At 73.4% G+C, this 19,936-nt stretch carries 20 protein-coding genes; 5 read left to right on the top strand and 15 right to left on the bottom strand.

What is annotated here, in order from left to right:
• Positions 1 to 59: 59 nt before the first annotated feature.
• Positions 60 to 296, bottom strand: coding sequence for a hypothetical protein (locus ACFW3D_RS34690; RefSeq protein ID WP_500511267.1), 237 nt, complete (start codon positions 294 to 296; stop codon positions 60 to 62).
• 284 nt (positions 297 to 580) lie between these two features.
• On the opposite strand from ACFW3D_RS34690, the gene ACFW3D_RS34685 reads away from it, so the two are divergent.
• Positions 581 to 1,780 (top strand): PP2C family protein-serine/threonine phosphatase, encoded by a 1,200-nt coding sequence (locus ACFW3D_RS34685; protein WP_500511265.1) that lies wholly within the window; start codon positions 581 to 583, stop codon positions 1,778 to 1,780.
• 239 nt (positions 1,781 to 2,019) lie between these two features.
• Positions 2,020 to 2,178, top strand: a complete 159-nt coding sequence (locus tag ACFW3D_RS34680; RefSeq protein ID WP_500511263.1) for a hypothetical protein — start codon at positions 2,020 to 2,022, stop codon at positions 2,176 to 2,178.
• 123 nt (positions 2,179 to 2,301) lie between these two features.
• Here the strand turns inward: ACFW3D_RS34680 and ACFW3D_RS34675 are convergent, their stop codons facing one another.
• The 8 genes from ACFW3D_RS34675 to ACFW3D_RS34640 all read right to left on the bottom strand — a co-directional run bounded on the left by ACFW3D_RS34675 (position 2,302) and on the right by ACFW3D_RS34640 (position 9,233).
• Positions 2,302 to 2,754: a DUF5990 family protein gene (locus tag ACFW3D_RS34675; RefSeq protein ID WP_500511261.1), complete on the bottom strand. Its 453-nt coding sequence runs from the start codon at positions 2,752 to 2,754 to the stop codon at positions 2,302 to 2,304.
• Between the two features lie 2 nt (positions 2,755 to 2,756).
• Positions 2,757 to 3,128 (bottom strand): ASCH domain-containing protein, encoded by a 372-nt coding sequence (locus ACFW3D_RS34670; protein WP_500511259.1) that lies wholly within the window; start codon positions 3,126 to 3,128, stop codon positions 2,757 to 2,759.
• 75 nt (positions 3,129 to 3,203) lie between these two features.
• Positions 3,204 to 4,151: a carbohydrate kinase family protein gene (locus ACFW3D_RS34665; protein ID WP_500511257.1), complete on the bottom strand. Its 948-nt coding sequence runs from the start codon at positions 4,149 to 4,151 to the stop codon at positions 3,204 to 3,206.
• Positions 4,148 to 5,137, bottom strand: coding sequence for a zinc-dependent alcohol dehydrogenase family protein (locus tag ACFW3D_RS34660; RefSeq protein WP_500511255.1), 990 nt, complete (start codon positions 5,135 to 5,137; stop codon positions 4,148 to 4,150). The genes ACFW3D_RS34665 and ACFW3D_RS34660 overlap by 4 nt, the downstream gene beginning before the upstream one ends.
• The gene (locus ACFW3D_RS34655) at positions 5,134 to 5,982 is read right to left on the bottom strand and encodes a carbohydrate ABC transporter permease (protein ID WP_500511253.1); all 849 of its coding nucleotides are present in this window, start codon (positions 5,980 to 5,982) and stop codon (positions 5,134 to 5,136) included. Before ACFW3D_RS34655 ends, ACFW3D_RS34660 begins: the two co-directional genes overlap by 4 nt.
• Entirely contained in the window at positions 5,979 to 6,953 is a 975-nt protein-coding gene (locus tag ACFW3D_RS34650; protein ID WP_500511251.1) for a carbohydrate ABC transporter permease, read from the bottom strand. Before ACFW3D_RS34650 ends, ACFW3D_RS34655 begins: the two co-directional genes overlap by 4 nt.
• A gap of 7 nt (positions 6,954 to 6,960) precedes the next feature.
• Positions 6,961 to 8,355, bottom strand: a complete 1,395-nt coding sequence (locus tag ACFW3D_RS34645; protein WP_500511249.1) for an ABC transporter substrate-binding protein — start codon at positions 8,353 to 8,355, stop codon at positions 6,961 to 6,963.
• 116 nt (positions 8,356 to 8,471) lie between these two features.
• Entirely contained in the window at positions 8,472 to 9,233 is a 762-nt protein-coding gene (locus ACFW3D_RS34640) for a DeoR/GlpR family DNA-binding transcription regulator (protein ID WP_500511247.1), read from the bottom strand.
• Between the two features lie 266 nt (positions 9,234 to 9,499).
• Here ACFW3D_RS34640 and ACFW3D_RS34635 point away from each other — a divergent pair, with 266 nt between their 5' ends.
• Together ACFW3D_RS34635 and ACFW3D_RS34630 are read left to right on the top strand one after the other, a co-directional pair.
• The gene (locus ACFW3D_RS34635) at positions 9,500 to 10,408 is read left to right on the top strand and encodes a squalene/phytoene synthase family protein (protein ID WP_500511245.1); all 909 of its coding nucleotides are present in this window, start codon (positions 9,500 to 9,502) and stop codon (positions 10,406 to 10,408) included.
• A 311-nt stretch (positions 10,409 to 10,719) separates the two neighbouring features.
• Complete coding sequence (locus ACFW3D_RS34630; protein ID WP_500511243.1) at positions 10,720 to 11,622, top strand: MHYT domain-containing protein; 903 nt, start codon at positions 10,720 to 10,722, stop codon at positions 11,620 to 11,622.
• 57 nt (positions 11,623 to 11,679) lie between these two features.
• Here ACFW3D_RS34630 and ACFW3D_RS34625 read toward each other — a convergent pair whose 3' ends face one another.
• The 6 genes from ACFW3D_RS34625 to ACFW3D_RS34600 are packed head-to-tail and all read right to left on the bottom strand — an operon-like array spanning position 11,680 to position 18,597.
• Positions 11,680 to 12,984, bottom strand: a complete 1,305-nt coding sequence (locus tag ACFW3D_RS34625; RefSeq protein ID WP_500511241.1) for a vWA domain-containing protein — start codon at positions 12,982 to 12,984, stop codon at positions 11,680 to 11,682.
• On the bottom strand, positions 12,974 to 13,876 hold the full coding sequence (locus ACFW3D_RS34620) for an AAA family ATPase (protein ID WP_500511239.1): 903 nt from the start codon (positions 13,874 to 13,876) through the stop codon (positions 12,974 to 12,976). The genes ACFW3D_RS34625 and ACFW3D_RS34620 overlap by 11 nt, the downstream gene beginning before the upstream one ends.
• Positions 13,873 to 14,838, bottom strand: coding sequence for an XdhC family protein (locus tag ACFW3D_RS34615; RefSeq protein WP_500511237.1), 966 nt, complete (start codon positions 14,836 to 14,838; stop codon positions 13,873 to 13,875). The genes ACFW3D_RS34620 and ACFW3D_RS34615 overlap by 4 nt, the downstream gene beginning before the upstream one ends.
• Positions 14,835 to 17,213 carry an aerobic carbon-monoxide dehydrogenase large subunit gene (locus ACFW3D_RS34610; protein ID WP_500511235.1) on the bottom strand — a complete coding sequence of 793 codons (2,379 nt, stop codon included), beginning with the start codon at positions 17,211 to 17,213 and terminating at the stop codon, positions 14,835 to 14,837. The genes ACFW3D_RS34615 and ACFW3D_RS34610 overlap by 4 nt, the downstream gene beginning before the upstream one ends.
• Complete coding sequence (locus ACFW3D_RS34605) at positions 17,210 to 17,710, bottom strand: (2Fe-2S)-binding protein (protein WP_375819695.1); 501 nt, start codon at positions 17,708 to 17,710, stop codon at positions 17,210 to 17,212. The genes ACFW3D_RS34610 and ACFW3D_RS34605 overlap by 4 nt, the downstream gene beginning before the upstream one ends.
• A complete protein-coding gene (locus tag ACFW3D_RS34600) occupies positions 17,707 to 18,597 on the bottom strand; it encodes an FAD binding domain-containing protein (RefSeq protein ID WP_500511233.1) in 891 nt (296 codons plus the stop codon). Before ACFW3D_RS34600 ends, ACFW3D_RS34605 begins: the two co-directional genes overlap by 4 nt.
• A gap of 159 nt (positions 18,598 to 18,756) precedes the next feature.
• Between ACFW3D_RS34600 and ACFW3D_RS34595 the strand changes: the two genes are divergently transcribed.
• Positions 18,757 to 19,716: a LysR family transcriptional regulator gene (locus ACFW3D_RS34595; protein WP_500511231.1), complete on the top strand. Its 960-nt coding sequence runs from the start codon at positions 18,757 to 18,759 to the stop codon at positions 19,714 to 19,716.
• Positions 19,717 to 19,936: the final 220 nt, after the last annotated feature.

Here is a 19,936-nt window from a genome sequence, read left to right as displayed (position 1 = left end):
GCCCCCCCCGCGCCCCCCGCCCCCCCCCCCCCGGGGGGTTCCGCGGCTCGGGCCGCGGGTCAGCGGCGGTGGTGGTTGACGACGTGGTGGTGACGGTGGTGGCGGTGACCGTGCCAGCGGTGGTGATGACGCTTGCCGTGGTGGCTGTGGTGGCCGCGGCCGTGGTCTCCGTGAGTGGCGTGCGTGCCGTGGGCGCCGCCGACGGTCTCCGGCGTGACGGCACCGGCACCCGCCGCACCGCCCAGGACGACGGCCACGGCCACACCGACCGCGGCCACGAAACGGGAAACGCGCATGGATCGACTCCTGTCTCCGCGGGTGCCGTGGGCACCCGCACGGGTGGGACACGAGAAGCGTCGGGCCTCGGTGTGCCCGTTGAGGTGCGGCACGCCCGTATTGGCACTCGATTTGCTGGAATATGACGTTCTGCGGAACCGGCGCCTGTGGGCGATCCGGGGAGGCCCGCGCCGGCTCCGCGGCGGCGCCGCAGGTCAGGGGCGGTGCGATGTTTCGGCGGCGGACCCCGGGGCAGGCGCCCGAACGGTCCGGCCCCGCGACGGGGACGGCGCACCGACAGGTGATGGTGACGGTGGACGACACCGGCTTCGGGGCCCTGCTGAGCGGACTCCTGCAGCAATCGCACGAGGCCGCCCCGGAGGACTGGGGCGCCGCGCTCGGACGTGCCGCGCACGAGGTGGGCCTGGACGAGGTCACGGTCCTCCTCGCCGACGTCCAGCAGGTCAGGCTCGTCCCGCTGCCCGGAGAACCCGCGTCCCGTGCCCGCCGCGCCGTGGCCGTCGACGGCACCCCCGCGGGCGCCGCCTACCGGACGGTCTCGCTGCGCCTGAGCGAACGGGACGACCGGATCACGATGTGGCTCCCGCTCGTCGACGGTGCGGAGCGGATCGGCGTCATGGAGGTCACCACCCACCGGATCGACCCCGAACTCCTCTCCCGCTGCCGCGCGCTCGCCGACGTCACGACCCTGACGATCGTCTCCAGGGCGGGGTTCGGCGACGACCTGCTGCGGCTCGTCCGCAGCCGCCCCATGAGCACCGCCGCGGAACTCGTGTGGGCGTTCCTGCCGCCGCGGACCCTCGGCACGACCGAGGTCACCTCCAGCGCCGTGCTGGAACCCGCGTACGAGATCGGCGGCGATGCCTTCGACCACAGCCTCCAGGACGACCACCTGCACGTGGCCGTGGTCGACGCGATGGGCCACGACCTCGCCTCGGGGCTCACGGCGGCCGTCGCGCTGGCCGGCTGCCGTGCGGCCCGGCGGGCCGGCGCCGATCTGGGAGAGATCGTCAAGACCGTGGACGAGACCCTGGCCGAGTGGATCCCGGACCGGCTGGCCACCGCGGTCTTCGCCGACCTCGACATCCGCAGCGGCCAGTTCGCCTGGGCGAACTGCGGGCACCCCCCGCCCCGGCTGATCCGTGCCCGGCACGTCGTCACCGGCGCCCTGGAGCGCGACGCGGAGCTGCCCCTCGGCCTCGGTCCCGGCCACGGCGGCCGGCCGCGTTCCGTCCACTCCGCGCACCTGGAACCCGGTGACCGGGTCCTCATCCACACCGACGGCGTGACCGAATCGCGCGCCGAGGGCGGCGACGAGTTCGGCGAGCGACGCCTCACCGAGTACGTCGTGCACGCCACCGCGCTCGGCGACCCCGCCCCGGAAGTCCTGCGGCGCCTGGTCCACGCCATCCTGGCGCACCGGCACGGCCGCCTCGACGACGACGCCACCGTCCTGCTCGCCGAGTGGCACCCCACGCGCTGAACCCACGTGCCCGAGGCGGTTTCCGCTGTGCCCCCCGGGGCAGCCGCACCCTCGACGGGTGGGCGATTGGCCCGCGGGGCGGCGGACACGGCCGGTGCCGGGAACGGTGCGCAACGCGACGGTGGCCGGGTGCCGTGCGGATGCGTCCGACAAACATGCCCCGATCCGGAATGTTATGTCGTGTAAATCACGTTCGAATGGGTATGCGGTGTCGAGAAGACATGAGGAGGCGCCCAGCCGTGGACACACGCAACGGCCACCCGACCAGCACCCGCATCCCCCGAGACCAGCAGATACGCACGTGCAGGCCTGCTGTACTGAAGGAGGGCCGGGGCAATCCGCCGCAGCGGGAGCCCGACAGCGGCAAGGAATGGAACATCGTCAGGGGAGAGGACTGAGGGACCCGAACCCCCGTGTGACCGAGCGGGACCACTGCCCGGCGCCGGTGGGAAGGCGTAAGCGGTCGTGCGGACCGTGGGCGCGCCCACCGGCGGGGTGGTGGTCCCGTTCACATGCCGCCGTCAGCGCGGCGCGTCCGGCGTCGGCGCCGACCAGGTGACGAGCGGTGGCCGTACGGCGGCGCAGAGCGGGCCGCCCCTGGCGTCGGTGAGGCCCAGCCGTCCGACGAGCGTCCCGTGGCGGGCGGCGGCGCGCAGCGTGGCGGGCTCCACACCGTCGAGCATGAGCTTGGCGCGGCGGAACATCGTGAAGTCCCCGGAGCCCTCCACCGTCCCCCAGACCAGGTACACGAAGCGGGCGCCGGGGCCGCCCTGGACCCAGTCGCCCGTGATGTCGGGGCCGTCCGGGGTCTCGCGGACCCGGCAGTCGAGGTCCCACGTCGCGACGGCGGCGTCCCCGGGACGGGGGTCCAGGAGTTCCGCCGGACGGGCGCGGCGCTGCACGGCGACGTGGACACCGCTGTGGCAACCGAAGGTGCGGCCCGGAAGGTCGCGTGCCTCGATGCGGATACGCACCGTCAGCCGCCCGTCGTGACGAGCCGGAACGCCAGGCACACCACGGGCGTCGCGTCCTCGACGGGGGTGCCGGCGCGTTCCCAGAAACGACGGTGCCCGGCCCGCCAGTCGGCGAGGGAGGCGTCCCCCTCGCCCTCGGCGGCAGCGTGCCCCCACGTCACCTGCGCGAAGGACGTCACCTCCACGCCCGTGACCTCGATGACGCCGACGCGGTGGCTCTCCCGGTCCAGCAGGGCCAGCCGCTCGCCGACGAACTCCAGACCTTCGCTCTCCTCAACGTACTCGGAGAGCAGTCCGGTCGTGGCGGTCTTCTTTCCCGCCAGGACCAGGGAGTTGAGCTCGTCCCGCAGCGCATCGGGCGTGCCGAGCTCCATGGAGCGCATTCCGTCGACCCGCGGCCACATCGTCGTACCGCCCCTCGGTGCGTGGGAGTGCCGTCGGCCGGATCATCACACGACGGGCGCCACCTCCGCCAGGAACGGCGGGTCCGCTCCCGCGCGCCCGCAGGTCAGGGCCGCGACCCGCGCGGCGAGCTCCAGGGCCCCGGCCACCGCTCGCGGCACGGGACCGCCGTCCCCGGCCGCGTGCAGCCGCCGCCGGGCCGCCGCCCCGCCGAGCAGCCCGGCGGAGAGGAGGCCGGCGAGCAGGCCCGCCATGAAGGCGTCACCGGCGCCGATGGTGTCGACGACCCGTACCCGTCGGCCGGGGACGCTGTGCCGGCCGTCCGGCCCCCAGTGGGCCTCGGCGCCCGCCGCGCCCCGGGTGAGGACGACCAGGCGCGGGCCGCGGCGCGCCCAGTCGGCGGCGACCTCCCCCGGATCCCGCCCCGGGTGGAGCCAGCCGAGGTCCTCCTCGCTGGCCTTCACCACGTCGGCGAGGGCCACCAGCCTTTCGACGCGCGGGCGTTCGGCCTCGGGCGGGCCGAGCAGCGCGGGTCTGAGGTTCGGGTCGTACGAGACGGTGTGCCCGCGGCGGCGGACCGCCGCGACCAGGGTGAGCAGCCGCCCCGCGCCCGGCTCCAGCGCGGTGGCGATCGAACCGGTGTGGAGGTGCCCCGGCACGCCGAGGGGCCCGACCGGGGGCAGGTCCCAGGTGATGTCGAACCGGTACGCGGCGCTGCCGGAACCGTCGAGTTCGGCCCTGGCCGTGGACGTCGGAGCGTGGACGACCGACCCCGGCAGCAGCCGGACCCCGCCCTCCGTCAGCCGTTCGACCAGGGCGTCGCCGTGCGCGTCCCGGCCGACGCGCGTGGCCAGGGTGACCGGGTGCCCGAGCCGGGCCAGTCCGAGTGCGGTGTTGGCCGGGCTGCCGCCCGGGTGGGCCTGCAGCGTCCCGTCGGGTCCGACGACCACGTCGGTCAGCGCCTCACCGGCGACCAGCGTGGCGGGCGCGGTCACGGCTGCACCAGGATCTTGCGGCCGATGCCCTCCTTGAAGCGCTCGATGGCGTGGGGGTAATCGGTGAGCGGGAAGCGGTCGCTGATGAAGACCCCCGGATCCAGTACGCCGGCGGCGAAGAGTTCGGCGGCCCGCTCGTAGCTGTGCAGGACGGCCATGGAACCGGTGATGGTGATCTCCTGGTTGTAGATCCGGTACGGCTCGATGACCGCGCGGGCGGCGTAGTCGGCGACCCCGAACTGCAGGAAGGTGCCGCCCCTGCCGACCCGTTGCAGCCCGTCCTGGATGGCGGCGGCGTTGCCGGTGGCGTCCACGACGACCTCCCAGCCGCGCGGGCGGACGATCTCCTGCGCCGACGCGGCCGTCTTGTCGCAGCCCAGCAGCCGCGCCGTGGCCAGCCGTTCGGGGTTGACGTCGACGACGTCCACGCTCGCCGCGCCCGTGCGCTTGGCGAGCTCCAGCATCATCAGGCCCATCGTTCCGGAGCCGTAGATCAGCACATGGGCTCCGAGCCGGCCGCGCAGCACGTCGTAGCCGCGCACGGCGCACGACAGCGGCTCGATCAGCGCCGCGTCGGCGGTCGCCACGTGGCCGGGCAGGACCACGCAGTTGGCGACCGGCGCGATGGCGAACTCCGCGGCGCCGCCCGGCTCGGTGACCCCGATCGCGGCCCACCGCTCGCACAGGTTGCCGCGGCCCCGGCGGCAGTAGTGGCACTCGCCGCAGTGCAACGAGGGGTCGACGGCGACCCGGGCGCCCACCGCCACCTCGGTGACGGCCGAGCCGACCGCGACCACCTCCCCGGCGAACTCGTGACCGGGCACGATCGGCAGCGTCGGCGCGAACTCGCCCTGCAGGATGTGCAGATCGGTTCCGCACAGCCCGCAGGCCGCGACCGCGACCACCACGTCGCGGGGACCGGGAGCCGGATCCTCGACGGTGGCGATCTCGATCTTCCCGGGCTCGGCGATGACGACTGCCTTCACTTGACGGCTCCCAGTGACAGGCCCTGGACCAGGCGGTCCTGGGCGGCGAATCCGGCGACGAGGACGGGCAGGGACACCACGACGGCCGCGGCGCAGACCTTGGCGAGGAAGAGTCCCTGGCTGGTGACGAAGGAAGTGAGGAAGACCGGCGCGGTCACCGAGCGGACACCGGTGAGCACCCGGGCGAAGAGCATCTCGTTCCAGCTGAAGATGAAGCAGATCAGCGAGGTGGCGGCGATGCCGGGGGCGGAGACGGGGATGACGATCCGGCGGAAGACGGCCGGCAGCCCGGCGCCGTCGATCGCGGCGGCCTCGAGGATCGCCACCGGGATCTCGGCGAGGAAGGACCGCATCATCCAGACCGCGATCGGCAGGTTCATCGAGGTGTAGAACAGGACCATCAGCCAGACGTTGTCGAGCAGTCCGAGGTTCTGCGCCACGAGGTAGACCGGCAGCAGCCCGGCGACCGCGGGCAGCATCTTCGTCGACAGGAAGAAGAAGAGCACGTCGGACCACTTGCGGACGGGGCGGATCGACAGCGCGTACGCGGCCGGTATCGCCAGCGCCAGCACCAGCAGGGTGGAGACCAGGCTCGCCGTCAGGGAGTTGACCAGGGCGGGCCAGGGGCTCGCGCCGGTGGCTGCGCCGAAGAACTCCCGGTAGCCGTCGAGGGTGAGCCCGGCGCCGAGGGAGGGCGGGTTGGTGGCGGCGTCCGTCTCGCTGTGCAGCGAGGTCAGCACCATCCAGGCGATCGGCAGGACGAACAGCAGGGCGGCGGCCCAGGCAACCAGCCCCCACAGGGAGCCGGAACGACGGCTGCGGACCGGCGGCGCGGCGGCGCTCATGAGGACTCCTCCTTCAGCAGCGTCGACACCAGGCGCAGCGCGAGGGTGGCGACGACGATGGTCCCGGCGACCACGACCACGCCGGCCGCCGACGCCCGGCCGTAGTCGTGCGCCTTGTAGAAGGACTCGTAGATCGTGTACGGCAGGTTGGCGGTGCCCAGGCCGCCGGAGGTGAGGGTGAAGACCGCGTCGAAGTTCTGCACGACGTACACCGAGCCCAGCAGGGCGGCCAGTTCGAGGTAGCGGCGCAGGTGGGGCAGGGTCAGGAAGCGGAAGACCTGCCAGGCGTTCGCGCCGTCCACCCGGGCCGCCTCCACCGCCTCCGTGGAGCGGCTCTGCAGTCCGGCGAGCAGGATCAGCATCATGAACGGGGTCCACTGCCACACCAAGGACGCCCCTATCGCCCCGAGCGGCATCGAGGTGATCCAGTCCGGCTGCGGCGGCCGGTCGCTGCCGAACAGCTGCCACAGCCAGGTCAGCGCGCCGTTGAACAGCCCGTACTCGGGGTTGTAGAGGGCGTGCTTCCACAGCAGCGCCGAGGCGACCGGGACCAGCAGGAACGGCGCGATCAGCAGGGTCCGCACCAGCCCGCGGCCCCGGAAGCGGCGGTCCAGCAACAGCGCCAGGCCCAGCCCCAGCACGAGACTGACCAGGACCACGCCGGCGGTGAGCCAGACGGTGGTCAGGACGGACGCCCGCAGGCCGGCGTCGCCGAACACGTCGGCGTAGTTGGCCAGTCCGGTGAAGCCGCGCCGGTCGGGGTAGAGGGCGTTCCAGTCCATGAAGGAGATCACCAGCGTGGCCACGAAGGGCAGCTGGGTGACGACCACCATGAACACCAGCGCCGGCATCAGGGGCCCACGGCGGGCCCACGCGGCGGCCCGGCCGGGGCCCGCGGTCCGGGCGGCCACCGCCCGGACCGCAGGCCGGCCGCGCACCTCGTCGGTGACGGCGCCCGACGTACCGGTCATGTCCGAATCACCCGTTCCGGTACTGGGCGGCGACCTTCTCCGCGAGCTGCTGGGACTTGTCCAGCGCCGCGTCCACCGAGGTGCGCCCGGCGATGGCGGAGGCGATCTCCTGCGAGACCTTGGTGCCGAGGTCCGGGAACTCGGGGATGTCGACGAACTGGATGCCGAGCGTGGGCCGCGGCTGGACGCCGGGGTCGCGCGGGTCGGCCCCGGCGATGGCCTCCTCGGTGGCCTTGGCGAACGGGCCCGCCACCTTCAGGTAGTCCGCGTTCTCGTAGGTGGAGGTGCGCTTGCCCGCGGGGACGCGGGCCCAGCCGAGCTTCTTGCCGACGAGTTCCTCGTACCCCTTGCCGGAGGCCCAGGCCACGAACTTCGCCGCGTCGTCCTGACGCTTGCTCGCCTTCTGGATGCCCCAGGCCCAGGTGTACAGCCAGCCGGAGTTGTCCGTCTTCACCACGGGCGCCGGGGCGTAGCCGACCTTGCCCGCGACGGGGGAGCCGGCGCTGTCGAGGATGCCCGCGGCCGAGGTGGCGTCGTACCACATGGCGGTCTTGCCCTGCTGGAAGGCGCCCAGGCACTCGGCGAAGCCGGCCTGCGGCGCGCCCGCCTCGCCGTGCTCGCGGACCAGATCGACGTAGAACTTCGTCGCCTCCTTGAACGCGGGCGCGTTCACCTGGGCCTGCCAGTCCTTGGTGAACCAGGTGCCGCCGAAGGTGTTGACGACCGTGGTCAGCGGCGCCATCACCTCGCCCCAGCCGGGCAGTCCGCGCAGGCAGATGCCCTTCATGCCGGACTCGGCGCCGTCCGCCTCCGCCGCGAGGGCGGCGACCTGCTGCCAGGTGGGGCGCTCGGGCATGGTGAGGCCCTCGGCCTCGAACACGTCCTTGCGGTACATCAGGAACGACGACTCGCCGTAGAAGGGTTCGGCGTACAGCTTGCCGTCCGCGCCGGTCAGGCTCTCCCTCATCGACGGGAGGATGTCCGCCTGGTCGAAGTCCGGGTCCTTGGCGACGGTGTCGTCCAGCGGTGCCAGCCAGCCGTTCCTGCCGTAGATCGGCGCCTCGTAGTTGCTGATGGACGCGACGTCGTAGGTGCCGGCCTGGCTGGAGAACTCCTGGCTGATCTTGTCGCGGACGTCGTTCTCCGGCAGCACCGTGAAGTTGACCTTGATGCCGGTGGACTTGGTGAAGTCCGACGCCGTCAGTTTCTGCAGGTCCAGCATCTGCGGGTTGTTGACCATCAGGACGTTCACGGAGGCGCCGCCGCCCCCGCCGTCTCCTCCGCTGCCGCCCGCGCCGGCGCAGCCGGTGGCGAGCAGGGCCGTGCAGGCCCCGAGTGCGGTCAGCCGGACGGTGGGGCGGCGCCGTGGCGCCCTTCCGCGATCGGTGTCGGTCCTGGGCATGGGGAGGCCTTCCTGTGAGGGGGGTCCCGGCGGCGCGCCCGCGGCTCGGGGCGCGTCAAGGTGTGCCGGGGCGGCCTGCGGCGGCTCGCGCGCAGGCTGAGGCGAGGTGCGGTGGATCAGACGCGGATGACGTTGGGGCCGAGCAGCGAGTAGCGGTGGGCCTCGGGGGCCGGCAGGCCCGTGTCGGTGACGATCGTCTCGAAGTCGCCGATCTCCGCGAACCGGCAGAAGCTCGAGGCGCCGAACTTGGTGTGGATCCCGACCAGCACACGGCGCCGCGCGGAGCGCACCGCCTGCGCCTTGACGTCCGCGACGACGGGATCGGGGGTGGTCAGGCCGAAGTCGCGGGATATGCCGTTGGCCCCCATGATCGCCAGGTCGATGACGAAGGAGGACAGCATCTGGGTGGCCCAGGAGCCGACGGTGGCCAGGGTGCGGCCCCGTACCCGGCCCCCGAGCAGCAGCACGGTGGTCTCGGCGGACCGGGCGACCGCCGCCGCGGTCGGCAGCGAGGCCGTCACGACGGTCAGCGGACGGTCGGTGGGCAGCAGCGCCGCCAGCAACTGCTGGGTGTAGCCCTCGTCGACGAAGACGGTCTCCGCCTCGCCGAGCAGCTTCACCCCCGCCGCGGCGATCCGGCGCTTGCCCTCCACCTGGTGCGTCTCGCGGCGGGCCAGGTCCGTCTCGAAACCGGCGCTCTCCACGGGGTACGCCCCGCCGTGTGTACGGCGGACGAGTCCGCGCCGCTCCAGTTCGCTCAGGTCGCGGCGGATCGTCTCCGGTGCCACCTTGAAGTCCGCGGCGAGCGCGGTGACCTCCACCCGTCCGGCCTGCCGCACCAGCGCCAGGATCCTGTGCTGCCGTTCGTCGCCGCGCATGGCCGCACCTCCCTGGTCCCGGTTCCGTCATGGCCGTTCGGGCACCGGCCGCCCGTTTCCGCCCGCTCGAGATTTATACCGCCGGGGAGGGCGGGGTGGTCAGCCCGTACCGGACAAGAGTCCGCCCGCCTCTGCCCGTTTGCGGAAGGGAGGTGACGCAGGTCGGCGATGGTCGGGCGGGACCACGCCAGTGAGTTTGCGGGTTTTTCTGCGTTTGGGTGATCATCGGTGACGTCCGGCGGGCGGACGAGGGGAGCGGTGGAACGATGACCAGCTGGCGCAGGACGCTCGACCGGGCCGGCATCACCGACCCCGCCCTGCGCGAGGCGTACAGCGCGCAACGCCGCCTGGTCGCGGGCTTCGACCGGGCCTCGTACGCCGCCGTGCGGCTGCTGCTGCCGGCGCCGCTCGTCCCCGACGCACTCGTGGCCACCGCCTTCATGCACCACAGCGACAACCTCCTGGACCGCGGTCCGGACGGCCGCCGCGCCTTCGCCGAGTGGGAGGGCCGGGTCCGGGCGGCCCTGGCCGGCGACCCGGTGGACCCCCTGACGCGTGCCCTCGCGCACACCGTCACCCGGCGACCGGTGCTGCGCGGCATCGTCGCCGACCACCTCGTCGCCGCCCCCGCCGACGCCGAGTGGCGCGGCTTCGCCACGGAGGCCGACTTCCAGGCCTACGTCGACGCGTACTCGCTGCCCGCCTTCCTCCTCGTCGCGGGACTGCTCGCGCCACCCACCGGCTTCGACGCCTACCGTGCCGCCTGCCGCACCTTCATCGAGGCCGCCCAGCGCCTGGACTTCCTGGAGGACATGGCCGAGGACCTCGCGGACGGGCGGCTGGGCGTCCCCGAGGACGCCCTCGCCCGCCACGGCCTGGACCGCGCGGCACTGGAGCGGGACCCCGATCCGGCGTCGGTGGCCGCCCTCGTCCGCGACCAGGCCGGGCTGGTCCGGGCGGGACTCGCGGGCGCGCGCGGACTCGTGGACGTCGTGCCGGAGCCCAACCGGCCCATGGTCCGGGTCCTGATCACGCTCCAGGGGCACCGGTTGAGCAGCGCGGAGCGCGCCGGTGCGACGCTGGCCCGCAAGTCCGCCCCGCGTCCGCTGGGTCCGGCCCTGCTCACCCTGCTCCGCGCGTACGCGAGCACCTTCCGGCACCGCGCCCGGTCCTGAGCGGTCCGCACCCCACCCCGTAAGGCGGACCAACGTCCGTATTCCAGTGGGGAGTTCGCGGGAATTCCTGGTCGGCGGGAATTTCCCGCGCGGGAACGCGACGTTTCCGTTTCCGTGGTTGTGCGGCGCCGCGGAATCCTTAGTATAAGGTTCAAGCATCGGTCGTCGGGGTGGGGTCCGGCAGTCATTCACTGCGGGATCGTCCGGTGCCGCATTCGTCAACGGCGCGCCGGGCGAGGACAGCAGGCAAAGGTGCCGGCCCGGTCCGCGGTCATGGCGCTCGCCGTCTGTGCCAGGTGGGGAGTTCATTCGTGGGGCACCAGCAGCATCTGTATTCGCACGCCTTCTATCCCCTGCTCGCCTACGTGATGGCCGCGGTGGGTTCGGGCCTCGGGCTCGCCTGCGCCGCCCGCTTCCACGCGCGGGGTCTCGCCAAGGGCTGGCCGTGGCTGGCCGCCGGGGCGCTGACCCTCGGGTCGGGCATCTGGGGCATGCACTTCATCGCCATGCTCGGCTTCTCGGTCGACCGTGTGCAGCTCCGCTACGACGTGCCGCTCACCGTGCTCAGCCTGCTCGTGGCGGTCGTGATCACAGGTGCCGGCATGCTGGTGGCCGGCCTGCGGCGCTCCTGGGGCGGGCTGCTCGTCGGCGGCGTCGGAGCGGGCATAGGCGTCGCCGCCATGCACTACATGGGCATGGCCGCCCTGCGCTTCCCCGGCACCTTCGACTACACGACCTCGCTCGTGGTGCTCTCCCTGGTCATCGCGGTGGTGGCCGCCACCGCGGCGCTGTGGTTCACCCTGCGCGTGACGGGGGCCCGCGCGACGGTGGGTGCCTCGCTGGTGATGGCGATCGCCATCAGCGGGATGCACTACACGGGGATGTCGGCCGTCACGGTGCGAAGCGTGTCGGGGCTCGCGAGCGAGGAGGGCGTCACCGGACTCACCCTCGTCGCGCCGCTGATCATCGGCCTGGGCATCGAGGTGCTGCTGGTCCTCTTCGCCGTCCTGGTGAATCCCGTCGTCGTCACGGGGAACGGAACGGCGCCGCGCGAGGAATCCACCTCCCGTCCGTTCGAGAGCCGTCCCGCCCCGGAGGCCCCGCAGCACGCGGCGCCGACGAGTTATCACGTCCCCGCTCCCGCCTCGCGATTCGAGGCATTCGGAGGCGATCAGGCCGACCCGTACCGCGATTCCCGCGAATACCGGGGCTGAAATACCGAGAAACGAAGGCGAACTGAGGGGGCCGGGCTGCCGGGACGTAAATTCCGGTCAGCTCCGCCCCCTTGCGCTTCTCCTTTCCCGTCCCCTTCCGATTGTTCTTCCGTTCTCACCTCCGCCCATCGCCTCGGCCACTTCCGCGAGCGCGGCGAAGGTGTGGCCGCTCACGAACTCGTCGCAATGGGGAAGTGCCGCCGCCATGCCGCCCGCGAGCGGAAGGTAACCCGGCGCCGCCTTGCGCGGGTTGACCCACACCACGCGGTGGGCCAGCCGCCGCAGCCGGGCCGCCTCGCGCCCCACGGCCCGCGGGTCCTCGCCCTCCCATCCGTCGGAGAAGATCACCACGACGGCGCCGCGCGCCATGCCCCGCCGGCCGAACCGGTCGTTGAACTGCGCCAGAGCGTGCCCGATCCGGGTGCCGCCCGACCAGTCCGACGCGGCGGCCCCCGCCCGGCGCAGCGCCGCGTCCACCCCGTACCGCCCCGAGTGGCGCAGCACCGGGGTGAGTCGGGTCAGGCGCGTGGCGAAGACGAAGGCCTCGGCGGCCACACCCACCGCCGCCGCACGGGGGAACAGCCTGAGGTAGGCACGGGCGTACGGCTCCATCGAGCCCGAGACGTCGCACAGCAGCACCAGCGGGCGGCGCCGGAGCCGCGGGCGTGACCGGGCCAGGCGTACGGGTTCCAGCCCCGTGGTGCGGATCGCGCGCAGCGTGCGCCGCGGGTCCACCCGGGGGCCGTGCGGATCGGTGTCGCGGCGCCGGGTCCTGCGCAGCGGCGTGCGCAGCGCGATCAGCTCCATCAGCCGGTCCAGGGCGGCCAGTTCGGCCGCATCGAGGGCGGCGAAGTCCTTGTGGGCGACGACCTCCGCGATGCTGCCCAGCGTGGGCAGCGTTCCCGGAGGGCCGTCCGTCTCCTCCCCGGTGCGGGGCGCGGCGGCCGCCCGTACCGGCCCCGCACCGGCGGGGGCCCGGCCCGGTGCGGTGCGGGCGCCGGGTACAGGGGTCCGTACGTGCTCCTCCGCCGCGCCCGGCGGTGCGGCGCCGCGGTCGCCGCGCCCCGCGGGAACGCCCCCGAGCCCGCCGAAGACGGCCTCGAAGACCCGCTCGAAGGGCGCGATCAGTTCCCGGTCGGTGACGAAGGCCAGCCGTGCCGCCCAGTACAGGGCCTCGCGGTCCACCGGGGGCGCCAGACGCAGCGACCGCAGGAAGCACACCGTCCGCTCGGGGGTGACCGGCAGGCCCGCGCGGCGCAGCGCCTCCCCGAGCCGGCCGCCGAACTCGGCAGTGTCGAACAGAGGGAGCGGCGGCCCGGGCGGCGGCCCCGGCGGTGGCCCGGCCGCCGGCTCAGGCGTCACGGCCGCTGCCCACCAGCCACTCCAGACCCCGCTCGCGCACCAGTTCCTGGTCCTCGCGGTACTTCAGCAGCGTGCCCAGCGTCGCCCCGGCGGCCTCCGCGTCCAGCCGCCGTACGCCGAGCAGGGCGAGTGCCGCGAGCCAGTCGATGCTCTCGGCGATGCCGGGGGCCTTCTGGACCTCCAGGTCGCGCAGCCGCCGCACCGCCGCCGAGATCGCCTGCGCGAGCTCCGCCGAGGTCCCGGGCACCCGGCGGCGGACGATCCGCACCAGGCGCTCGGGCTCGGGGTAGTCGATCCAGTGGTAGAGGCACCGCCGCTTCAGTGCGTCGTGCAGATCACGGGTCCGGTTCGAGGTGAGCACCACGACCGGCGGCACCACGGCCCGTACGGTGCCGACCTCCGGGATCGTCACCGCCGATTCGGCCAGCACCTCCAGCAGGAACGCCTCGAAGTCGTCGTCCGCCCGGTCGATCTCGTCGATCAGCAGCACGGCGGGCTCCGGGCCGGGATGGGTGAGCGCGGTCAGCACGGGGCGCCGCAGCAGGTACTCCTCCGTGAACAGATCGGCCTCGGCGAGCCGTTCGCCGCGCGACTCCGCGAGCCGGATGCCCAGCAGCTGACGCGCGTGGTTCCACTCGTACAGCGCCTCCGCCGCGTCGAGGCCGTCGTAGCACTGCAGCCGCACCAGCGGGCCGCCCAGCACGTCGGCCAGCGCCTTCGCCGCCTCCGTCTTGCCGACCCCGGCCTCGCCCTCCAGCAGCAGCGGCTGGGGCAGCCGCAGCGCCAGGAACAGCGCGGTGACCAGCCCGGGGTCCGCGAGGTAGCCGCGCTCGTCGAGCGCCCGGCGCAGACCCGCGGGGTCGGGGACGCGCTCCTCGGTGAACGTGCTCACCGCGCCCCCGTGTAGCGGGCGGGGTCGGCCTCGAACGCCGTGCGGCAGCCCGCGCAGCAGAACCAGCGGCGCTCACCCCCGGCGTCGGAGTACGGGGTGTCCGGTACGGCGGCCACCGTCATCCCGCAGACCGGGTCCGGCGCGGTGGGCGGGGCGGGCCGCGGTGCCGTGCCGTCCTCCCGGATCCCGTCCTCCCGGATCCCGTCCTCCCGGATCCCGCCGTCCCGCACCGAGGCGACCACCTCCGCGAGGATGGACAACGCGACCTCGCCCGGCGTGCGGGCGCGGATCCACAGGCCCGCGGGCGTCCGGACCGCGTCGCGCTGCTCCGGCGTCAGGTCCAGTCCGGCGACCACCGCCGCCCCGCGCCGCGGACTGGCCACCAGGCCGACGTACGGCACGCCCGCGCGCACGGCCGCCGTCAGCGCGGCCTCCTCGTCCCGTCCGTGCGAGGCCACGACGACCGCGTGGACCCCGGACAGCGACTCCTCGGTGAACCCATCCGCGGGCGGCCCCGTCACCTCGTAACCCAGCGGGGTGCCGAAGCCGGTCAGCGCCCGGGCGATGGGTGTCTCACCGAGTACCAGGACCCGCGGGACGGGACGCCGGGGCTCGAGGAAGATCTCCAGCTCGCCGCCCGACAGACACGGGTTGCGCAGGCTCAGCGCGCCCTCCTCCGGCTCCGTCCCCCCGGAGGCGCCCTCCTCGGCGGCCTCCGGGGAGATCCGCAGCAGCAGCGCCTCGCCGCTCGCCAGCGTCCGCAGCGCCTGCGCGCGGACCGTGGCCTCCGCGCAGACGCCGCCGACGAACCCCTCGATCCTGCCGTCCGCCAGCACCACGGCGGTGTCGCCGGGGCGCGCGCTCGCCGGGCGGCGGGCGCGCACCACGGTCGCCCGGACGAACGGGACGTGCCGCGCGGTGAGTTCGGCGATCCGCGCGTCCAGCACCGGGGCCTGGCTCATTGCGGCGCCTCGACCTGGCCGTGCCGCATCGCCTGCCACACCCGGCCGGGCGTGAGCGGCATGTCGGCGTGGCGCACGCCGATCGCGTCCAGCACCGCGTTGACCACAGCCGGGGGCGAGCCGACCGTGGCGGACTCGCCGATGCCCTTGGCACCGATCGGGTGGTGCGGGGACGGCGTGACGGTGTGCCCCAGCTCCCAGGCCGGCACCTCCAGTGCGGTCGGCAGCAGGTAGTCCATGAAGGAGCCGGACAGGCAGTTGCCGTCCTCGTCGAAGCCGATGAACTCCATCAGGGCCATGCCGACCCCGTCCGCGAGGCCGCCGTGCACCTGCCCCTCGATGATCATGGGGTTGATGCGCGTCCCGCAGTCGTCCACCGCGATGAAGCGCCGCACCTTCACCGCGCCCGTGCCCGGGTCGACGTCGACCACGCAGACGTACGCCCCGAACGGATACGTCAGATTGGGCGGGTTGTAGACCGTGGTGGCCTCCAGATGGCCCTCCACGCCCTCCGGCAGCTCCAGCGCGCCGTGCGCCGCAAGGGCGATCTCCTGGATCGTCCGGGTCATGGCCGGGTCGCCCTTGACCGACCAGCGGCCCTTGGTCCACTCCAGGTCGTCCGGGGACACCTCCAGCATTGCTCCCGCGATGATCCGCGCCTTGTCCCGCACCTTGCGGGCCACCAGCGCGGCGGCCGCGCCCGACACCGGGGTGGAGCGGGAGCCGTAGGTGCCCAGGCCGAAGGGCGTCTGGTCGGTGTCGCCGTGCACGACGTCGATGTCCTCGGGCGGGATGCCCAGTTCCTCGGCGACGATCTGCGCGAACGTCGTCTCGTGGCCCTGCCCCTGCGTCTGCACGCTCAGCCGCACCACGGCCTTGCCGGTGGGGTGGACGCGCAGCTCGCAGCCGTCGGCCATGCCCAGGCCCAGGATGTCCATGTGCTTGCGCGGGCCCGCGCCGACCGTCTCCGTGAAGAACGACAGCCCGATGCCCATGAGTTCACCGCGCCCGCGCTTCTCCGCCTGCTCGCGGCGCAGCTCCTCGTAGCCCGCGAGGTCCATCGCCTTGCGCAGGCAGGCCGGGTAGTCGCCGGAGTCGTACTCCCAGCCGGTCTTGTTCTGGTACGGGAACTGCTCGGGCCGCAGCAGGTTCCGCATCCGCAGCTCGGCCGGGTCGGCGCCGAGTTCCGCGGCGAGGCAGTCCACCATGCGCTCGATCAGGTAGACGGCCTCGGTGACGCGGAAGGAGCAGGCGTAGGCGACGCCGCCCGGCGCCTTGTTGGTGTAGACGCCGGTGACCTCGCAGTGCGCGGCCTCGATGTCGTACGAGCCGGTGAAGATGTGGAAGAAGCCCGCCGGGTACTTCGTCGGCTGGGCCGTGGAGTTGAAGGCGCCGTGGTCGGCGAGGACCTTGACGCGTACGCCGAGGATGCGGCCCTCGCGGGTCGCCGCGATCTGCCCCGTCATGTGGTAGTCGCGGGCGAAGGAGGTGCTCATCAGGTTCTCCGAGCGGTCCTCCACCCACTTGACGGGCTTTCCGGTGACGATGGAGCCGACGACCGCGCACACGTACCCGGGGTAGATGCCGACCTTGTTGCCGAAGCCGCCGCCGATGTCCGGGGAGATGACCCGGATCTTGTGCTCGGGCAGCCCCGCGACCATCGCGTACAGCGTGCGGTGCGCGTGCGGCGCCTGGGTGGTCGTCCAGAGCGTCAGCTTGCCGTCGACCGGGTCCATGGAGGCCACCGCGCCGCAGGTCTCCAGCGGCGCGGGGTGCACCCGCGGGTAGAGCATGGTCTGCTCGACGACGACGTCGGCTTCCGAGAACACCGCATCCGTGGCGGCGCGGTCGCCCGCCTCCCAGTCGAAGATGTGGTTGTCGGTGCGGCCCTCCAGGTCGTCGCGGATGACCGGCGCGGCGGGGTCGAGGGCGCGGCGGGCGTCGACGACGGGGTCGAGCGGCTCGTAGTCCACGTCGATCAGCTCGATCGCGTCACGCGCCGCGTAGTGGTCCTCGGCGACGACGAAGGCGACCTCCTGGCCCTGGAAGCGGACCTTGTCGGTGGCGAGCACCGCCTGGGTGTCGTAGGAGAGCGTCGGCATCCAGGCCAGCCCGAGCCCGGCCAGCGTCTCCCCGGTGATGACGGCCTTCACCTTGGGGTGCGCCTCGGCGGCGGAGGTGTCGATGGACACGATCCGAGCGTGCGCGAAGGGGCTGCGCAGCACCGCGCCGTGGAGCATGCCCGGCAGCTTCACGTCGTCCACGTAACGGCCCTTGCCGCGGACGAAGCGCGGGTCCTCCTTGCGCTTCATCCGGCCGAAGCCGATCGGCCGCTCCTCGGTGGCGGGGGCGGCGGGTTCCTCGACGGTGGTCATGCCTGGCTCCCCGCTTCCTCACGGCCGGCGGATTCGTGGGCGGCGGCCCACCGGATGGCCTTGACGATGTTGAGGTAGCCCGTGCACCGGCACAGCTGCCCCGAGATGGCCTCGCGGACCTCGTCCTCGGACGGGTCGGGATTGCGGTCCAGCAGCGCACGGCCGCTGAGCATCATCCCCGGGGTGCAGAAGCCGCACTGCAGCCCGTGCTCCTCGATGAAGCCCTGCTGCACGGGGTCGAGCCGGTCGCCGTCCGCCAGCCCCTCGACGGTGCGGATCTCGTGGCCCTCGGCCATGGCGGCCAGGACCGTGCAGCTCTTGACCGGCTCGCCGTCCATCAGCACCACGCAGGTGCCGCAGTTGGAGGTGTCGCAGCCCCAGTGCGTCCCGGTCAGTTCCAGGTCGTCACGGAGGAAGCGGACGAGCAGATGGCGGGCCTCCACCTCGCGGGTGTGGTCCTCGCCGTTGACGTTCACCGTGATCCGCACGTCCGTCATCCCTCCTGCACGGCCGTGGCCGGCGCGGCGGCCCGGGCGACGGCGCGCCGCAGGGCCCTCTTGGTCAGTTCTCCGGCCAGATGCCGCTTGTAGTCGGCCGTCCCGCGGCTGTCGGTGACGGGCGAGCAACTCGCCGACGCCACCCGCCCGGCCTCCTCGAAGAGCTCCGGCGACGGCTCACGGCCCTCCAGGAGCTCCTGCACCGCATCCGCGTGCAGTCCGCCGGCGCCGACCGCCGCCAGACCCACCCCGACGTGCGTCATGCGCCCGTCGTCCAGGGAGAGCGCCACCCCGGCCGCGGCCACCGCCCAGTCACCGGCCTTGCGTTCCAGCTTCTCGTAGGCGCTTCCGGAGCCTGGCCGGACCGGGAAGCGCACCTCGGTGAGCATCTCCCCGGCGCCCACGGCCGTCTCGTACGGGCCGCGGTGGAAGTCGGCCATCGCGACGTCGCGTTCGCCGTCCGCGCCGCGGATCACGGCCACCGCGTGCAGTGCCGCGCACACCGCCGACAGGTCCTCGGACGGGTCGGCCTGGCACAGCGAGCCGCCGATGGTGCCGCGGTTGCGGACCGGCGGGTCGGCGATCACCCGCTCGGCGTCGTGGATGATCGGGAAGTGCCGTCCGACCAGCGGCGACTCCAGCAGCGTGCGGTGCCGGGTGAGGGCGCCGACCCGCAGCTCGCCGCCGGTCTCGTCGATGTGGTCGAGTTCGGTGAGGTCGTTGATGTCGACGAGCACCTCCGGCCCGGCCAGACGCAGTTTCATCATGGGGAGCAGGCTGTGCCCTCCCGCGAGGACCCTGGCCTCCTCGCCGAAGCGCCCCAGCAGTTCCAGGGCCTCCTCCACGCTCTGCGCCCGTTGGTACTCGAACGAAGCGGGTACCTGCACGGCACCCTCCTTCCCTGCCCGGACGGTCGACGGTGTGGGTCGATGCGGGGTGCATGTGGGGGGAACACTCGCGCCGCGGGCGGGACCGGTCAACGGCAACTGAAGAGAATGGTTAATCCGGACTGAGACAGTTGACGCTCGAACAGATGTAATGTCCCCATGACGCTCACGCAGTTGAGGGCCTTCGTCGCCGTGGCCCGACTGGGATCGGTCAAGGCTGCCGCCGAGTCGCTGGGCGTCACCGAGCCCGCCGTGTCCGGGGCCGTCGCGGCCCTCCGCCGAGAACTGGGCGACGTCCTCTTCATCCGCGCCGGCGGCGGCATCAGCCTCACCCCGGGCGGCCAGCGCCTCGCCGCGGGAGCCGCCGAGATCGTCGGCCTGGCGGAGGAGACCCGCCACCGGGTACGGCAGGCCAGCGCCGGGACCGCCCAACTACGCGTCGCGTCCACCGAGACCGGTGCCGAGCAGGTGCTCCCCGCCCTGCTCGCGGCCTTCGGGCGGCGCCAGCCCGACCTGGACGCCGACACCCTGGCGGTGCCCGTCGGGGTCTTCGGCGAACTGCTCAGGGACCGCAGGGCCGACGTGACGATCGGGCCCGCGCCCGCCCCGCACCCGGCGATCGAGTCCGTGCCCTTCCTCCGCTTCCAGCTGGTCGTCGTCGCGGCGCCCGGTCACCCGCTGCGGCAGCAGTCCCGCATCGCCCCGGGCCGGCTCAGCCGCGAGCCCTGGCTCTTCGGACCCGCCGGCATGGACCCCGACACCCTCGCCGGTGCCTTCCTCGCCCGCATCGGCGTCGACCCCGCGAAGGCCACCGCCTTCCCGAGCGTGACCGCCTCGCTCAACGCCGTCGCCGCCGGCGACGGGGTGACGCTGGCCCTGCTGCACGTCGTGCGTGAGGAACTGCGGCGCTCCCACCTCGTCGTCCTCGACGTCCTCGGCATGCCGGTCAACGGCATGCTCTACGCGAGCACACTCGCCCCGGACCGCCGCTCCGCCGTCGCCGCCGCACTCTGCCGGTTCGTCACCACCCCCGCCGCCACCCAGGCCCTGCTGGCCCGCTCCAACGGCGTCCCGCTGACGGAGTTCCGGCCTCCCGTCCACGTCACGCTCTGGAGCTGACCGGCGACCCGGGCGCCGGCGTGTGTCAGCCGGCTCCGCACGGATGTGAACACGCCGCCAACATCGTGACGGACCGTCATGTGTGCTGCGATGTACGTCGCTTCGCGGACCCGGGGGCACGCGGCGGACTGTCCGGCCCCGGGAACCGGTGTCTTAAGCGAACGCTGAACTGCGCGTTGACGGCCCGCGACGGCGGGCCCAAGGTGTGGGCACCGTCCGG

Source organism: Streptomyces sp. NPDC058864 (genome assembly GCF_042742985.1).
Lineage (GTDB): Bacteria > Actinomycetota > Actinomycetes > Streptomycetales > Streptomycetaceae > Actinacidiphila.
The sequence above is the reverse complement of the archived record's forward strand: the minus strand, read 5'-3'. Positions and strand labels throughout refer to the sequence as shown.

What these genes read in the sequence shown, in the direction of transcription:
- ACFW3D_RS34685 (WP_500511265.1), top strand. Translation starts at nt 581, where the DNA reads ATGGTGACGGTGGACGACACCGGCTTCGGGGCCCTGCTGAGCGGACTC.
- ACFW3D_RS34650 (WP_500511251.1), bottom strand. Translation starts at nt 6,953, where the DNA reads ATGACCGGTACGTCGGGCGCCGTCACCGACGAGGTGCGCGGCCGGCCT.
- ACFW3D_RS34690 (WP_500511267.1), bottom strand. Translation starts at nt 296, where the DNA reads ATGCGCGTTTCCCGTTTCGTGGCCGCGGTCGGTGTGGCCGTGGCCGTC.
- ACFW3D_RS34645 (WP_500511249.1), bottom strand. Translation starts at nt 8,355, where the DNA reads ATGCCCAGGACCGACACCGATCGCGGAAGGGCGCCACGGCGCCGCCCC.
- ACFW3D_RS34605 (WP_375819695.1), bottom strand. Translation starts at nt 17,710, where the DNA reads ATGACGGACGTGCGGATCACGGTGAACGTCAACGGCGAGGACCACACC.
- ACFW3D_RS34615 (WP_500511237.1), bottom strand. Translation starts at nt 14,838, where the DNA reads ATGAGCCAGGCCCCGGTGCTGGACGCGCGGATCGCCGAACTCACCGCG.
- ACFW3D_RS34670 (WP_500511259.1), bottom strand. Translation starts at nt 3,128, where the DNA reads ATGGAGCTCGGCACGCCCGATGCGCTGCGGGACGAGCTCAACTCCCTG.
- ACFW3D_RS34610 (WP_500511235.1), bottom strand. Translation starts at nt 17,213, where the DNA reads ATGACCACCGTCGAGGAACCCGCCGCCCCCGCCACCGAGGAGCGGCCG.
- ACFW3D_RS34635 (WP_500511245.1), top strand. Translation starts at nt 9,500, where the DNA reads ATGACCAGCTGGCGCAGGACGCTCGACCGGGCCGGCATCACCGACCCC.
- ACFW3D_RS34655 (WP_500511253.1), bottom strand. Translation starts at nt 5,982, where the DNA reads ATGAGCGCCGCCGCGCCGCCGGTCCGCAGCCGTCGTTCCGGCTCCCTG.
- ACFW3D_RS34640 (WP_500511247.1), bottom strand. Translation starts at nt 9,233, where the DNA reads ATGCGCGGCGACGAACGGCAGCACAGGATCCTGGCGCTGGTGCGGCAG.
- ACFW3D_RS34595 (WP_500511231.1), top strand. Translation starts at nt 18,757, where the DNA reads ATGACGCTCACGCAGTTGAGGGCCTTCGTCGCCGTGGCCCGACTGGGA.